The 14,152-nt window shown below is 64.6% G+C and carries 14 protein-coding genes; 10 read left to right on the top strand and 4 right to left on the bottom strand.

The genetic code is table 11. The features are described from left to right. The first annotated feature begins 2 nt into the window (after positions 1 to 2). The 10 genes from HU760_RS08615 (at position 3) to HU760_RS08570 (ending at position 9,855) form a co-directional block, all read left to right on the top strand. Positions 3 to 200: a cbb3-type cytochrome oxidase subunit 3 gene (locus HU760_RS08615; RefSeq protein WP_186674830.1), complete on the top strand. Its 198-nt coding sequence runs from the start codon at positions 3 to 5 to the stop codon at positions 198 to 200. After that, positions 197 to 1,177, top strand: coding sequence for a cytochrome-c oxidase, cbb3-type subunit III (gene ccoP / locus HU760_RS08610; protein WP_186674831.1), 981 nt, complete (start codon positions 197 to 199; stop codon positions 1,175 to 1,177). The genes HU760_RS08615 and ccoP overlap by 4 nt, the downstream gene beginning before the upstream one ends. Before the next feature lie 289 nt (positions 1,178 to 1,466). Beyond that, a complete protein-coding gene (gene ccoG, locus HU760_RS08605; protein WP_186674832.1) occupies positions 1,467 to 2,882 on the top strand; it encodes a cytochrome c oxidase accessory protein CcoG in 1,416 nt (471 codons plus the stop codon). 15 nt (positions 2,883 to 2,897) lie between these two features. Then, complete coding sequence (locus HU760_RS08600; protein WP_186674833.1) at positions 2,898 to 3,422, top strand: FixH family protein; 525 nt, start codon at positions 2,898 to 2,900, stop codon at positions 3,420 to 3,422. A gap of 66 nt (positions 3,423 to 3,488) precedes the next feature. Beyond that, a complete protein-coding gene (locus HU760_RS08595; RefSeq protein WP_186674834.1) occupies positions 3,489 to 5,963 on the top strand; it encodes a heavy metal translocating P-type ATPase in 2,475 nt (824 codons plus the stop codon). Next, the gene (gene ccoS / locus HU760_RS08590; protein WP_186674835.1) at positions 5,942 to 6,157 is read left to right on the top strand and encodes a cbb3-type cytochrome oxidase assembly protein CcoS; all 216 of its coding nucleotides are present in this window, start codon (positions 5,942 to 5,944) and stop codon (positions 6,155 to 6,157) included. Before HU760_RS08595 ends, ccoS begins: the two co-directional genes overlap by 22 nt. Next, positions 6,150 to 6,833: a sulfite exporter TauE/SafE family protein gene (locus HU760_RS08585; protein ID WP_186674836.1), complete on the top strand. Its 684-nt coding sequence runs from the start codon at positions 6,150 to 6,152 to the stop codon at positions 6,831 to 6,833. Before ccoS ends, HU760_RS08585 begins: the two co-directional genes overlap by 8 nt. 119 nt (positions 6,834 to 6,952) lie before the next feature. After that, entirely contained in the window at positions 6,953 to 8,335 is a 1,383-nt protein-coding gene (gene hemN, locus HU760_RS08580; protein WP_186674837.1) for an oxygen-independent coproporphyrinogen III oxidase, read from the top strand. 182 nt (positions 8,336 to 8,517) lie between these two features. Next, positions 8,518 to 9,252, top strand: coding sequence for a Crp/Fnr family transcriptional regulator FnrA (gene fnrA / locus HU760_RS08575; RefSeq protein ID WP_009683909.1), 735 nt, complete (start codon positions 8,518 to 8,520; stop codon positions 9,250 to 9,252). A gap of 54 nt (positions 9,253 to 9,306) precedes the next feature. After that, positions 9,307 to 9,855 carry an adenine phosphoribosyltransferase gene (locus HU760_RS08570; RefSeq protein WP_027921268.1) on the top strand — a complete coding sequence of 183 codons (549 nt, stop codon included), beginning with the start codon at positions 9,307 to 9,309 and terminating at the stop codon, positions 9,853 to 9,855. 29 nt (positions 9,856 to 9,884) lie between these two features. Here the strand turns inward: HU760_RS08570 and recR are convergent, their stop codons facing one another. The 4 genes from recR to HU760_RS08550 form a co-directional block, all read right to left on the bottom strand. Then, on the bottom strand, positions 9,885 to 10,487 hold the full coding sequence (recR, locus tag HU760_RS08565; RefSeq protein WP_186674838.1) for a recombination mediator RecR: 603 nt from the start codon (positions 10,485 to 10,487) through the stop codon (positions 9,885 to 9,887). 174 nt (positions 10,488 to 10,661) lie between these two features. Further along, positions 10,662 to 10,997, bottom strand: a complete 336-nt coding sequence (locus HU760_RS08560; RefSeq protein ID WP_023381418.1) for a YbaB/EbfC family nucleoid-associated protein — start codon at positions 10,995 to 10,997, stop codon at positions 10,662 to 10,664. A 63-nt stretch (positions 10,998 to 11,060) separates the two neighbouring features. Then, the gene (dnaX, locus tag HU760_RS08555) at positions 11,061 to 13,127 is read right to left on the bottom strand and encodes a DNA polymerase III subunit gamma/tau (RefSeq protein ID WP_186674839.1); all 2,067 of its coding nucleotides are present in this window, start codon (positions 13,125 to 13,127) and stop codon (positions 11,061 to 11,063) included. Between the two features lie 115 nt (positions 13,128 to 13,242). Continuing rightward, the gene (locus tag HU760_RS08550) at positions 13,243 to 14,142 is read right to left on the bottom strand and encodes an EamA family transporter (protein ID WP_186674840.1); all 900 of its coding nucleotides are present in this window, start codon (positions 14,140 to 14,142) and stop codon (positions 13,243 to 13,245) included. Positions 14,143 to 14,152: the final 10 nt, after the last annotated feature.

The raw sequence follows: 14,152 nt of genomic DNA, 5'->3' as shown, positions 1-14,152 counted from the left end.
TGATGGATATCGGGATGATTCGCGGCCTGGGCACCGTCGTGGTGATGGTGGCGTTCGTGGGCCTGGCACTGTGGGTGTTCAGCCCACGGCGGAAAAAGGACTTCGACGAAGCGACCCAACTGCCCTTCGCGGATGACCCCACCGCCTGCCGCCACGTCGAGCAAGAGCACGCAAAAGCTTCTGGGAGCAAACAACAATGACAACCTTCTGGAGTCTGTACGTTACCGTCCTGACCCTGGGCACCATCTTCTCGTTGACCTGGCTGCTGCTGTCGACCCGCAAGGGCCAGCGCGAAGAGGTTACCGACGAAACCGTCGGGCATGCCTTCGATGGCATCGAGGAATACGACAACCCACTGCCAAAATGGTGGTTCTGGCTGTTCGTCGGCACCATCGTCTTCGCCCTGGGCTACCTGGTGCTGTACCCCGGCCTGGGCAACTGGAAAGGCGTGCTGCCGGGCTACTCGTACCTGGACAACGATAAACAGACCGAGTTTTCCAACGGCCAGGCGGGCTGGACAGGCGTGCACGAATGGGAAAAGGAAATGGCCAAGGCCGACGCCCGCTTCGGGCCGATCTTCGCCAAGTTCGCGGCCATGCCCATCGAGGAAGTGGCCAAGGACCCACAGGCGCTGAAAATGGGCGCACGACTGTTCGCCTCCAACTGCTCGGTGTGCCACGGCTCCGACGCCAAGGGTGCCTATGGCTTCCCCAACCTGACCGATAACGACTGGCGCTGGGGCGGCGAGCCGGACACCATCAAGACCACCATCATGGGCGGCCGTCATGGCGTGATGCCGGCCTGGGCCGAAGTGATCGGCGAGCAGGGCGTGGCCGATGTGGCCGCATTCGTCATCACCAAGCTCGATGGCCGTACGCTGCCGGAAGGCGTGAAGGCCGACGCCGAGAACGGGCAGAAGATCTTCGCCGCCAACTGCGTGGCCTGCCATGGCCCTGAAGGCAAGGGCACGCCAGCCATGGGCGCGCCGAACCTGACCCACCCGCAGGCATTCATCTACGGCTCGAGCTTCGCTCAGTTGCAGCAGACCATCCGCTATGGCCGCCAGGGGCAGATGCCGGCCCAGCAGCAGCTGCAGGGTAACGACAAGGTGCACTTGCTGGCGGCTTATGTGTATAGCCTGTCGCAGCAGCCCGAACCGGCCCAGCAGGCCGAGTAAGGCAGGCCTGGCCTCTCGCGGATAAATCCGCTCCTACACACACATGCGGTTCCTGTAGGAGCGGATTCATCCGCGATGAGGCCAGCAAAAGCAACACCAGATGACCTGGATCAATTGACACCCGCCATAACACGATTCATACCACGAACCCAACGCGACTAAAGGTCGCAGTGCGACCCCATACTGCCATCAGCGGCGTATCATGGGCCGCAGAGCGCTAGCAGATTGCGCCAGACTGCGGCCGGCACGCACTGGCCGCGGCGTTTTTCCACTGCCGTGGGACTTGATGATGAGCAAGCAAATTCCGGTACATGACGTCACCCCGCCTGCCAACAAGGGCAAGGACTCCGTCGACCTCTACGCCTCCCGGGAAAAGATCTACACCCGCGCCTTCACCGGCCTGTTCCGGCGCCTGCGCATGGCCGGCGGTGCCGTACTGTTCCTGCTGTACTTCGGTACCGTCTGGCTGAACTGGGGTGGCCACCAGGCCGTATGGTGGAACCTGCCCGAGCGCAAGTTCTACATCTTCGGCGCCACCATCTGGCCGCAGGACTTCATCCTGCTCTCGGGCATCCTCATCGTCGCCGCCTTCGGCCTGTTCTTCATCACCGTGTTCGCCGGCCGCGTCTGGTGTGGCTACACCTGCCCGCAAAGTGTCTGGACCTGGATCTTCATGTGGTGCGAAAAGGTCACCGAGGGCGACCGCAACCAGCGCATGAAGCTGGACAAGGCGCCCATGAGCGGCAACAAGTTCCTGCGCAAGTTCGCCAAGCACAGCCTGTGGCTGCTGATCGGTTTTGTCACCGGCATGACCTTCGTCGGTTACTTCTCGCCGATTCGCGAACTGGCCATCGAGTTCTTCACTGGCCAGGCCGACGGCTGGGCCTACTTCTGGGTCGGTTTCTTCACCCTCGCCACCTACGGCAACGCCGGCTGGCTGCGCGAACAGGTGTGCGTGTACATGTGCCCCTATGCGCGCTTCCAGAGCGTGATGTTCGACAAGGACACGCTGATCGTGTCCTACGACCCGCGCCGTGGCGAAACCCGCGGCCCGCGCAAGAAGGACCTCGACTACAAGGCCCAGGGCCTGGGCGACTGCATCGACTGCACCATGTGCGTACAGGTCTGCCCTACCGGCATCGACATCCGCGACGGCCTGCAGATCGAGTGCATCGGCTGCGCCGCCTGCATCGATGCCTGCGACAACATCATGGACAAGATGAACTACCCGCGCGGGCTGATCAGCTACACCACCGAACACAACCTGTCCGGGCAGAAGACCCACCTGTTGCGCCCGCGCCTGATCGGCTATGCGCTGGTACTGGTGGTCATGATCATCGGCCTGGCCACCGCCTTCGCCACCCGTTCGCTGGTCGGCTTCGACGTCAGCAAGGACCGCGTGCTGTACCGCGAAAACGCCCAGGGCCGGATCGAGAACGTGTACAGCCTGAAGGTGATGAACAAGGACCAGCGCGACCACGTCTACGTGCTGGACGCTGCCGGCCTGCCGGACCTCAGGCTCGAAGGCCAGCGCGAGATCCGCGTGGCGGCCGGCGATATCGTCAGCCTGCCGGTGCAACTGTCGATTTCCCCCGAGAAACTGCCATCGACCACCAACGAAGTCACCTTCATCCTCAAGAGCGCCGATGACAGCGACGCCCAGGTTGAAGCCAAGAGCCGCTTCATCGGCCCACAGATCCGCTGAGAGAGATAACCGACAATGCCTGCCACCGCCGCCAGCCCCTGGTACAAGCACCTCTGGCCCTGGATCATCATCGGCATCCTGGCCACCTCGGTGTGCCTGAGCCTGAGCATGGTCAGCATCGCCGTGCGCAACCCGGACAACCTGGTCAACGACAATTACTACGAGGCCGGCAAGGGCATCAACCGCTCGCTGGACCGTGAACTGCTGGCGCAGAACCTGGGCCTGAAAGCCAGCGTGCACCTGGATGAGCTGACCGGCGAAGTCGATGTACGCCTGGCCGGCAACAGCGACCCGCAGAGCCTGGAACTGAACCTGATTTCGCCCACCCAGCCGGAGAAAGACCGCAAGGTGCTGCTGAGCCGGGTCGAGGCCGGGCGCTATGTGGGGCAGCTGGAGGACAAGGTTGACGGGCGTCGTTTCGTTGAAGTGCTGGGTAGCGAAGGTGGCCAGGTGTGGCGCTTGTTCGAGGAAGAAAAGGTGGAGCATGGTGTGACCTTGCAGCTGGGTGATGAAGCGCTCCAGGGGGCCGAGCACCAATAAACGCACCTCCGCCGCTCCCACAGGCACCGTGCCCAACCAGCCGATTTGTGTAAGGCAAATGATGTCATGACCCAACCCACCCCCTGCTACCACTGCGCCCTGCCCGTCCCCGCCGGCAGCCGCTTCACCGCCGTGGTACTGGGCGAGCCCCGGCAGTTCTGTTGCCCCGGCTGCCAGGCGGTGGCCGAGTCGATCGTCGCCGGTGGCCTGGAGCACTATTACCAGCACCGCAGCGACACCAGCGCCAATCCCGAGGCATTGCCCCGGCAACTGCAGGACGAACTGGCCCTGTACGATCGCAACGACGTGCAGCAGGCCTTCGTCCGCCACCAGGCCGGGCTGGCCGAGGCCACCCTGCTGGTCGAAGGCATCAGCTGCGCTGCCTGCGGCTGGCTGATCGAGAAGCACCTGCGCAACCTGCCCGGCGTCGCCGAGGCACGCCTGAACCTGTCCAACCACCGGCTGCAGCTGAACTGGGACGACCAGCAACTGCCGCTGTCGCGCTTGCTCGCCGAGCTGCGCCAGATCGGCTACGCCGCCCATCCTTACCAGCCCGACCAGGCCGCCGAGCAGCTGGCGCGGGAGAACCGCAGCGCCCTGCGCCGCCTCGGCGTGGCCGGGCTGCTGTGGTTCCAGGCGATGATGGCGACCATGGCCACCTGGCCAGAATTCAATATCGACCTGTCGCCCGAGCTGCACACCATTCTCAGGTGGGTGGCGCTGTTTCTCACCATCCCCATCGTCTTCTACAGCTGCGCGCCTTTCTTCAAGGGCGCCGCGCGCGACCTGCGCACCCGTCACCTGACCATGGACGTTTCGGTGTCGCTGGCCATTGGCCTGGCCTTCGGTGCCGGCATCTGGACCGCGATCACTGGTGGTGGCGAGCTGTACTTCGATACCGTGGGCATGTTCGCCCTGTTTCTGCTCACCGGCCGCTACCTGGAGCGCCGCGCCCGCGAGCGCACGGCAGCGGCCACTGCGCAGCTGGTCAACCTGCTGCCCGCTTCGTGCCTGCGCCTGGATGCCCACGGCCACAGCGAGCGCATCCTGCTCAGCGAACTGCAGTGCGGCGACCGGGTTCAGGTGCTGCCAGGCGCAGTGATCCCTGCCGACGGCTGCATCGTCGACGGTCGTTCCAGCGTCGATGAATCGTTGCTCACCGGCGAATACCTGCCGCAACCACGCCGCGCCGGCGATCGTGTCACCGGCGGCACGCTGAATGTCGAAAGCACCCTGAACGTGCAAGTCGAGGCCCTGGGTGCCGATTCGCGGTTATCGGCCATCGTTCGCCTGCTGGAGCGCGCGCAGACGGAAAAACCGCGCCTGGCCGAGATCGCCGACCGTGCCTCGCAATGGTTCCTGCTGTGCTCGTTGCTGGCCGCCCTGGCCATCGGCCTGTGGTGGTGGCACCTGGACCCGGCGCGAGCGTTCTGGATCGTGCTGGCCATGCTGGTGGCGACCTGCCCTTGCGCGCTGTCCCTGGCCACGCCCACGGCCCTGACCGCCGCCACCGGCACCTTGCACAAGCTCGGCCTGCTGGTCACCCGCGGCCATGTGCTGGAAGGCCTGAACCAGATCGACACGGTGATTTTCGACAAGACCGGTACGCTGACCGAGGGCCGCCTGACCTTGCGCAGCATCCGCCCGCTCGGCAACCTGGCGGCCGAGCGTTGCCTGGCCCTGGCTGCGGCCCTGGAAAACCGCTCCGAACACCCCATCGCACGCGCCTTCGGCCGCAGCGCCAGCCCGGCTGGCGAGGTGCAGAGCGTGCCGGGCCTGGGCCTGGAAGGCGAAGTGGCAGGCCAGCGCCTGCGCATTGGCCAGGCCACCTTCGTCTGCGCCCTGAGCGGCGCAGAGCCCCCTGCTGTGCCGGAGCCACGCGGCCAGTGGCTGCTGCTGGGCGACCGCCAAGGGCCGCTGGCCTGGTTCGGCCTGGACGATCGCCTGCGCGATGACGCCCCTGCCCTGCTGGCCGCTTGCAAGGCACGCGGCTGGCGCACGCTGCTGCTGTCCGGAGACAGCTCGCCGATGGTTGCCGAAGTGGCCGCACAACTGGGCATCGACCAGGCCATCGGCGGCCTGCGCCCGGACGACAAACTGGACCAGCTGAAGGCGTTGCAGGCAGCCGGGCGCAAGGTGCTGATGCTGGGCGACGGGGTCAACGATGTGCCGGTGCTGGCAGCCGCCGACATCAGCATCGCCATGGGCAGCGCCACGGACCTGGCCAAGACCAGCGCCGATGCCGTACTGCTGTCCAACCGCCTGCCGGCGCTGGTACAGGCCTTCGAGCTGGCCCGCCGCACCCGCCGCAACATCCTCGAGAACCTGTCGTGGGCGACCCTGTATAATGGCCTCATGCTGCCGTTCGCCGCGCTCGGCTGGATCACCCCGGTGTGGGCGGCCATCGGCATGTCGCTCAGCTCGCTGGTGGTGGTGCTCAATGCCCTGCGCCTGACCCGCCTGCCGCCGGCAGCGGGTGCGCCCACCCATCAAGCGTCCTTGCCTGGGAGTAAGTCACCATGCCCGCCCTCTATGTCATGATCCCCGCGGCACTGCTGCTGGTTGGCGTGGCCGTGTACATCTTCTTCTGGGCGGTGGACAGCGGCCAGTACGACGACCTCGAAAGCCCGGCCCATAGCATCCTGTTCGACGACCAGGACCCGCGCCATCAGGCAGCGGTGACGCCTGACGACAGCCAGACCTCTCCCGCCAAGGAACCGCCGCCCCGTGCCTGACCTGCTTCCCCTGCTGGGCTCGGCACTGGTCCTTGGCCTGCTGGGCGGTGGCCACTGCCTGGGCATGTGTGGCGGCCTGATGGGCGCGCTGACCTTGGCCATTCCCCCAGAACAGCGCGGCCGGCGCCTGCGCCTGCTGCTGGCGTACAACCTCGGGCGGATACTCAGTTACGGCTGTGCCGGCCTGCTTCTGGGCCTGGCCGGCTGGGCTGTGGCCAGCAGCCCTGCGGCCCTGGCGCTACGCGTGGTGGCGGCGTTGCTGCTGATCGTCATGGGGCTGTACCTGGCCGGCTGGTGGAGCGGGCTGACCCGCATCGAGGCCCTCGGCCGCGGACTGTGGCGGCATATCCAGCCCATGGCCGCGCGTTTGCTACCCGTGTCCAGCCTGCCGCGCGCATTGCTGCTGGGGGCGCTGTGGGGATGGCTGCCGTGCGGGCTGGTGTACAGCACCTTGCTGTGGGCGGCCAGCCAAGGCAATGCCGGGTACAGCGCAGCACTGATGCTGGCATTCGGGGTGGGGACCTGGCCGGTGCTGCTGGCTACCGGATTGGCGGCAGAACGGATAAACACTTTGTTGAAACGGCGCAGTGTGCGCGTGGCTGGCGGGGTGCTGGTGATGCTGTTCGGCATCTGGACCCTGCCTGGGCCGCACCAGCACTGGTTGATGGGGCACTGAACGGAGCTGCTGTGCGGCCCCCTGATTGCCCCCCGATTCCCCTTGATACAAATCAACACAGTTTCCTACAGACGCCCATAGACTCCGGTGCATTGCTGCTCTTTCCGGGGACCGCCCTCATGCTCGACGACCTACGTTGGGATACCGACCTGATCCGCCGCTACGACCTGGCCGGACCACGCTACACCTCTTACCCGACTGCCGTGCAACTGCACAGCGAAGTGGGCTCGTTCGACCTGCTCCACGCCCTGCGCGAGAGCCGTCGGGCCGTGCGCCCGCTGTCGCTGTATGTGCACGTGCCGTTCTGCGCCAACATCTGCTACTACTGCGCCTGCAACAAAGTCATCACCAAGGACCGCGCCCGCGCCGCGCCGTACCTGCAGCGCCTGGAGCAGGAAATCCAGCTGATCGCCTGCCATCTCGACCCCAAACAACGGGTTGAACAGCTGCATTTCGGCGGCGGCACCCCGACCTTCCTCAGCCATGTGGAACTGCGCCAGCTGATGGCTACCTTGCGCCAGCATTTCCACCTGCTGGATGACGACTCCGGTGACTACGGCATCGAGATCGACCCCCGCGAGGCTGACTGGTCGACCATGGGCCTGCTGCGCGAACTGGGCTTCAACCGCGTCAGCCTGGGCGTGCAGGACCTCGACCCGGCCGTGCAGCGCGCAGTCAACCGCCTGCAAAGCCTGGAGCAGACCCGCACCCTGATCGAGGCCGCACGCACCTTGCAGTTCCGCTCGATCAACCTCGACCTGATCTACGGCCTGCCCAAGCAGACCCCGGAAGGCTTCGCCCGCACCGTCGAGGAAGTGATCCGCCTGCAACCCGACCGCCTGTCGGTATTCAACTACGCCCACCTGCCCGAGCGCTTCATGCCGCAGCGGCGCATCGACAGCAATGACCTGCCCAGCGCGGCCGCCAAGCTGGAGATGCTGCATGCCACCATCGACCAGCTGACCGCAGCCGGCTATCGCTACATCGGCATGGACCACTTCGCCCTGCCCGACGACGAGCTGGCCATCGCCCAGGAAGAAGGCACCCTGCAGCGTAACTTCCAGGGCTACACCACCCACGGCCACTGCGACCTGATCGGCCTGGGCGTGTCGGCCATCAGCCAGATCGGCGACCTGTACTGCCAGAACAGCAGCGACCTCAACACTTACCAGGACAGCCTCTCCAACGCCCAGCTGGCCACCCAGCGCGGCCTGATCTGCAACGACGACGACCGCTTGCGCCGGGCCGTGATCCAGCAGCTGATCTGCCATTTCGAGCTGGACTTCGAGCCGATCGAACAGGCCTTCACCGTCGATTTTCGCGGCTATTTCAACGACCTCTGGCCAGAATTGCTGACCTTGCAGCGCGACGGCCTGATCCGCCTGGACGACAAGGGCATCCGCATCCTGCCGGCCGGCCGCCTGCTGGCGCGCTCGGTGTGCATGGTGTTCGATGCCTACCTGGGGCTGCACAACCGCCAGCGTTTTTCCCGGGTGATCTGAAACCGAGTCGTTCAACCGCATGGACAAGCTTCCTTGCCAGGCACACTATGGGCGCAATGATGGCCCCGGCACACGCGCCGGGGCCTGGCCAGTTCGCCGCACGACAGCGCACGCTGGCCTACAACCTATGCCGTGAGTTACCCTTACGTCTTATGTGTGCTTTCCCACAAGGATCGAAGAAAATGTCCGAGCCAGTCAAACTGCGCCCACACAACCAGGCCCATTGCAAGGACTGCAGCCTGGCCCCTCTGTGCCTGCCCCTGTCGTTGAATCTGGAAGACATGGATGCACTTGACGAGATCGTCAAGCGCGGGCGGCCGCTGAAAAAAGGCGAGTTCCTGTTCCGCCAGGGTGACAATTTCGGCTCGGTCTACGCGGTACGTTCCGGCGCCCTGAAAACCTTCAGCCTCAGCGACAGCGGCGAAGAGCAGATCACCGGCTTCCACCTGCCCAGCGAACTGGTCGGCCTGTCGGGCATGGACACCGAGGCCTATCCGGTGTCGGCCCAGGCGCAGGAAACCACCTCGGTGTGCGAAATCCCCTTCGAGCGCCTCGACGAGCTGTCGGTGCAGTTGCCACAGCTACGGCGCCAGCTGATGCGGGTCATGAGCCGGGAAATCCGCGACGACCAGCAAATGATGCTGCTGCTGTCGAAAAAGACCGCCGACGAGCGCATCGCCACTTTCCTGGTCAACCTGTCGGCGCGCTTCCGCGCCCGCGGCTATTCGGCCAACCAGTTCCGCCTGAGCATGTCGCGCAACGAAATCGGCAATTACCTGGGCCTGGCGGTGGAAACCGTGTCACGGGTGTTCACCCGCTTCCAGCAGAACGGCCTGCTCCGCGCCGAAGGCAAGGAAGTGCACATCCTCGACCCGATCCAGCTGTGCGCGCTGGCCGGCGGTGCGATGGAGGCCTGAGGGCTGGTTTAGCAGGTATACTTGGGCATTCGTTTTCCCAGGATACCCGCACCAATGCACAGCGACGCCTTCGACCTCAAAGCCCTGATCCGCCCGGTAGTGGACTTCCCCAAGCCGGGCGTGATCTTCCGCGACATCACCCCACTGTTCCAGTCGCCGCGCGGGCTGCGCTATGTGGCCGACCAGTTCATCGAGCGCTACGTCGAGGCCGAGTTCAGCCACATCGGCGCCATGGATGCGCGGGGCTTCCTGATCGGCTCGATCATCGCCCATCAACTGAACAAGCCGCTGATCCTGTTCCGCAAGCAAGGCAAGCTGCCCGCCGATGTGCTGAGCGAGGCTTACCAGACCGAGTACGGCGAAGCGTTCCTGGAAGTGCATGCCGACAGCCTGTGCGAAGGGGATTCGGTGCTGATCTTCGATGACTTGATTGCGACTGGCGGTACGCTGCTGGCGGCAGCCAACCTGGTGCGCCGGACCGGTGCCCAGGTGTTCGAAGCGGCGGCGATCATCGACCTGCCGGAGCTGGACGGGTCACGCCGGCTGCAGGCGGCGGGCGTGCCGACTTTCTGCCTGACCGAGTTTTCGCTCAGCGAGTACTGAGTCTGTGGGGCGCTTTGCGCCCCGATGGATCAAAGCGCAATTGGCCGCCGCCCGGCGAAGGCATGGGCCAGGGTGCCGCCATCCACCAGCTCCAGCTCCCCTCCCAGTGGCACGCCATGGGCAATGCGCGACGCCACCAGGCCCTTCTCGCTCAGCAGCTGGGCAATGTAGTGCGCGGTCGCCTCGCCTTCCACCGTCGGGTTGGTCGCCAGGATTACCTCGGTGAAGGTGCCCTGCTCTTCGATCCGCGCCATCAGTTGCGGAATGCCGATCGCCTCCGGGCCCAGGCCGTCCAGCGGCGACAGGTGGCCCTTGAGCACGAAGTAACGGCCACGGTAGCCCGTCTGCTCCACCGCGTACACATCGGTCGGCCCCTCGACCACGCACAACTGGGTATCGTCACGGCGCGTGTCGGCGCATTGCGGGCAGAGTTCCTGCTCGGTCAGGGTACGGCACTGGCGGCAATGGCCCACCCCTTCCATGGCCTGGGTCAAGGCCTGGGCCAGGCGCAGGCCGCCGCTGCGGTCACGCTCGAGCAACTGCAGGGCCATGCGCTGGGCGGTTTTCTGGCCAACACCCGGGAGAATACGCAGGGCATCGATCAGTTGGCGGATGAGAGGGCTGAAGCTCATGGGAAAGGCCTGACAATTCAATAAGAGGCGGTTTATACCCAGCGCTGGCAATGCCGTCAAATCAGCCATGCTCCCTTCACCAGGCTTGCGCTCCTGCGTAGACCGCGCAGGCTGCAAGAACGCACAAAAAAACCGCCGCTGTTGGCAGCGGCGGTTCTCGGTAACGCAATGCCCTTAGAACGGCATCTTGAAGCCTGGCGGCAACTGCATGCCGGCGGTCATGCTGCCCATCTTTTCCTGGCTGTTCTGCTCGACCTTGCGCACGGCGTCGTTCAGCGCAGCGGCGATCAGGTCTTCCAGCACTTCCTTGTCGTCGGCGTCGGTCGACATCAGGCTCTGGTCGATGCTGACGCGCTTCACATCGTGACGACCGGTCATCACCACGCTCACCAGGCCGCCACCGGACTGGCCGGTGACTTCGGCGTTGGCCAGCTCTTCCTGCATCTTCTGCATCTTTTCCTGCATCTGCTGGGCCTGCTTCATCAGGCCGGCCATGCCACCTTTCATCATGGGGTATACCTCGATTGGGTCATGTGATGCGGCCCGGCACCCGGCCGGCCGCATGGTTATCCGTTACTGGCCCTGATTGGCCAGGGCCTCTACAGGTTCAATAGTATCCTGCCGCACCTTGGCACCGAACAGCTTGATCATCTGCTGGATCAACGGATCCTGCTCGATCGATACCACGGCGTCGTGCTGACGCTCCCTGCGCTTGCGCGCTGCTGCCTGGGCCGGGGTTTCCTGCTCGGGCAGGATCAGCTCGATACGCAGGTTGAGCGTACGCCCCAGGTGCTGGTTGAGCGCTTCGTTCAGGCGCCGCTGCTGGGTGGCGTTGAACAGCGCCCCCTGGCCAGGGTCCAGGTGCAGCAGCCAGTCGTCGCCATCGGCGGCCACCAGCGTACAGTTTGCCGCGATGTTGCCTGTCATCCCGGAGACAGGCAACTGGGGGAACATTTCCAGCCATTGCAGGGCCAGGCCGGTCGCCGGCCTGGCCGCTGGCAGCGGCTCGGCGACTGGCTTGGGCGCCTCTTCCTGAACATGTTCGGCCAGTTCGTCCAGGTAGCTGAAGCCGACCGGGTCGCTTTCGCCACCGTAATAATCTTCGTCCAGTGGCGGTTCATCGTCGCGGTCCATGCCTACGGCGGCATAGGCAGACGGGTCGAAGGGCGGCTCGTCGTCGTGTGCCGGGGCGGCAGCTGCCGGCGTGGGTGCAGCGGGCGGTGCAGGAGCCGGCGCAGGCTCGGCCACCACCGGTGCGGGCACTGCCGTGGGCTCTTCCCATGGCAGGTCAACCACCTCTGCCACAGGTTCTGGCTCCGGTTCACTGACCGGGGCAGGTTCAGCTGCCACCACAGGCTCGGCAACCGGTTGATGCGCTGGCTCGACCGCTGCGGGTGCCTGCACTTGTTGCGCGGCAGCCACTGCAACAGGCTCCACGACAGCAACTGCCGGCGGCGCCACGGCAACCGCCGGCGCTGCCACCGGTGTTGCAGGATCAGCTGTGGCCTGGCTGATCCCCACTGGCTTTAGTATCGGCTTGGGCGCGTCGTCGGTATCGGCCGGGCGGAATGCCAGCATGCGCAGCAGGACCATTTCAAAACCACCGCGCGGGTCCGGCGCCAGGGGCAGGTCGCGACGACCGATCAGGCCCATCTGGTAATAGAATTGCACGTCCTCGGCCGGCAATGCCGAAGCCAGTGCCAGCACCCGGTCACGATCGCCCTGACCGTTGTCCACGGCCTCCGGCAGCGCCTGGGCAATGGCCACGCGGTGCAGCACATTGAGCATCTCGGCCAGTACGCCAGCCCAGTCCGGGCCCTGCTCGGCCAGGTTGCGCACGGCTTCGAGCAAGGCCCGGGCATCGCCTTCGAGCAGCGCCTGCAGCACCCCATAGACCTGGCCATGATCGAGGCTGCCGAGCATGGCCCGCACATCGGCGGCCAGTACCTTGCCTTCGCCAAAGGCAATGGCCTGGTCGGTCAGGCTCATCGCGTCGCGCATCGAGCCATCAGCAGCACGGCCCAGCAACCACAGGGCATCTGTCTCGAACGGCACGTTCTCGGCGGTAAGAACATGGCTGAGGTGTTCGACCACCCGCTCCGGGCTCATGTTCTTCAGCGAAAACTGCAGGCAGCGCGACAGAATGGTGGCCGGCAGCTTCTGCGGGTCGGTGGTGGCGAGGATGAACTTGACGTAGGGCGGCGGCTCTTCCAGGGTCTTCAGCAAGGCGTTGAACGAGTGGGTCGAGAGCATGTGCACTTCGTCGATCAGGTAGACCTTGAAGCGCCCACGGCTCGGGGCGTACTGCACGTTATCAAGCAGTTCGCGGGTGTCCTCGACCTTGGTGCGGCTGGCGGCGTCGATCTCGATCAGGTCGACGAAACGGCCTTCGTCGATCTCGCGGCACACTGAACAGGTGCCGCACGGTGTCGAGGTGATGCCGGTTTCGCAATTCAGGCACTTGGCAATGATCCGGGCGATGGTGGTCTTGCCCACGCCCCGGGTACCGGTGAACAGGTAGGCATGGTGCAGGCGCTGATTGTCCAGGGCGTTGATCAAAGCCTTGAGCACATGGGCCTGGCCGACCATTTCGCGGAACGAGCGCGGACGCCATTTACGTGCAAGGACCTGATAACTCATCGAAAAACCATCGTAGCCTGATCGAGCGGAAGATCGCTAATGCTAGCGGAGCGGGGGCAAAATTGCACCCTGCGCAGGTGGTCCAGGCAATCGACAGGTATGTATCAGCTTTCACTCAGGGCCTACGCGCGATGCGCCCGCCATACGTCGAGAACCCGTGGCCACAGAAAAATATCATGATGCCGAACAAGATCAGGCAGATGGCCAGCCATTGCCCGGCACTCATCTGCTCGTCAAAGAACAGCCAGGAAGTGGCAAGGCCGGATACCGGTATCAGCAACGACAAGGGCGCAACGTGGGTCGCCGGATATTTCTTCATCAGGTTGTTCCACACGCGATAGCCCAAAATGGTCGTGATCAGGCTCTGGAACAGCACGGAAAACAGGGTTGGCCACGCCAGGCCACCGGCTAGCACTTCGAACGCCGCCCATCCTTGCGAGGCAAGCGTGAGGAGCACAAGGACCGGCAGCGCGCACAAGCTCGACCAGACGATGAAGGCCGTCATTTGGCCAGGGCGCTTGAGCTTGATCAAAAGGTTGCACAACGCCCAGGCGAGCGCAGCAAGCAGCACCAGCAGCAGCCCGACCACCGTTGACGACTGGCTGCTCGCCAACAGCATCAGGCCCAACCCGCCTGCCGCGAAGGCCATACCCCAGGAATGGGCGGCGGTGATACGCTCACGCAGAAAGACGGCACTCAGCAGGATGGTGAAGAAGGCACTGAACTGCAGGAACACCGAAGACATACCCGCACTCAAGCCTTGGTGCATGGCATGATTGACCACCCACCAGATACCTATGGCGAACAGCACGCCATATACCGCCATGGCAGCCACTGAAACGCCGGCCGGACGCCTGATGAAGAAAACCAGTGGCACCGCACAGAAGGTGAAGCGTAACAGCGTCAACAAATAGGGATCGAGCTCGCGCAGACCCAGCTCGATGACACTGTAGTTGCTCCCCCACAGAACCGTCACCAGAAGGCCAACGGCCAAGTCACTCCTGCTCATTTTCATGCCTGACTCT

It is taken from the genome of Pseudomonas oryzicola (assembly GCF_014269185.2).
In the GTDB taxonomy this organism is placed as follows: domain Bacteria; phylum Pseudomonadota; class Gammaproteobacteria; order Pseudomonadales; family Pseudomonadaceae; genus Aquipseudomonas; species Aquipseudomonas oryzicola.
Note: the sequence above shows the minus strand (reverse complement) of the source record. Positions and strands in the feature narration are given on the sequence as shown.

What these genes read in the sequence shown, in the direction of transcription:
- HU760_RS08615 (WP_186674830.1), top strand. Translation starts at nt 3, where the DNA reads ATGGATATCGGGATGATTCGCGGCCTGGGCACCGTCGTGGTGATGGTG.
- ccoP (WP_186674831.1), top strand. Translation starts at nt 197, where the DNA reads ATGACAACCTTCTGGAGTCTGTACGTTACCGTCCTGACCCTGGGCACC.
- ccoG (WP_186674832.1), top strand. Translation starts at nt 1,467, where the DNA reads ATGAGCAAGCAAATTCCGGTACATGACGTCACCCCGCCTGCCAACAAG.
- HU760_RS08600 (WP_186674833.1), top strand. Translation starts at nt 2,898, where the DNA reads ATGCCTGCCACCGCCGCCAGCCCCTGGTACAAGCACCTCTGGCCCTGG.
- HU760_RS08595 (WP_186674834.1), top strand. Translation starts at nt 3,489, where the DNA reads ATGACCCAACCCACCCCCTGCTACCACTGCGCCCTGCCCGTCCCCGCC.
- ccoS (WP_186674835.1), top strand. Translation starts at nt 5,942, where the DNA reads ATGCCCGCCCTCTATGTCATGATCCCCGCGGCACTGCTGCTGGTTGGC.
- hemN (WP_186674837.1), top strand. Translation starts at nt 6,953, where the DNA reads ATGCTCGACGACCTACGTTGGGATACCGACCTGATCCGCCGCTACGAC.
- fnrA (WP_009683909.1), top strand. Translation starts at nt 8,518, where the DNA reads ATGTCCGAGCCAGTCAAACTGCGCCCACACAACCAGGCCCATTGCAAG.
- HU760_RS08570 (WP_027921268.1), top strand. Translation starts at nt 9,307, where the DNA reads ATGCACAGCGACGCCTTCGACCTCAAAGCCCTGATCCGCCCGGTAGTG.
- recR (WP_186674838.1), bottom strand. Translation starts at nt 10,487, where the DNA reads ATGAGCTTCAGCCCTCTCATCCGCCAACTGATCGATGCCCTGCGTATT.
- HU760_RS08560 (WP_023381418.1), bottom strand. Translation starts at nt 10,997, where the DNA reads ATGATGAAAGGTGGCATGGCCGGCCTGATGAAGCAGGCCCAGCAGATG.
- dnaX (WP_186674839.1), bottom strand. Translation starts at nt 13,127, where the DNA reads ATGAGTTATCAGGTCCTTGCACGTAAATGGCGTCCGCGCTCGTTCCGC.
- HU760_RS08550 (WP_186674840.1), bottom strand. Translation starts at nt 14,142, where the DNA reads ATGAAAATGAGCAGGAGTGACTTGGCCGTTGGCCTTCTGGTGACGGTT.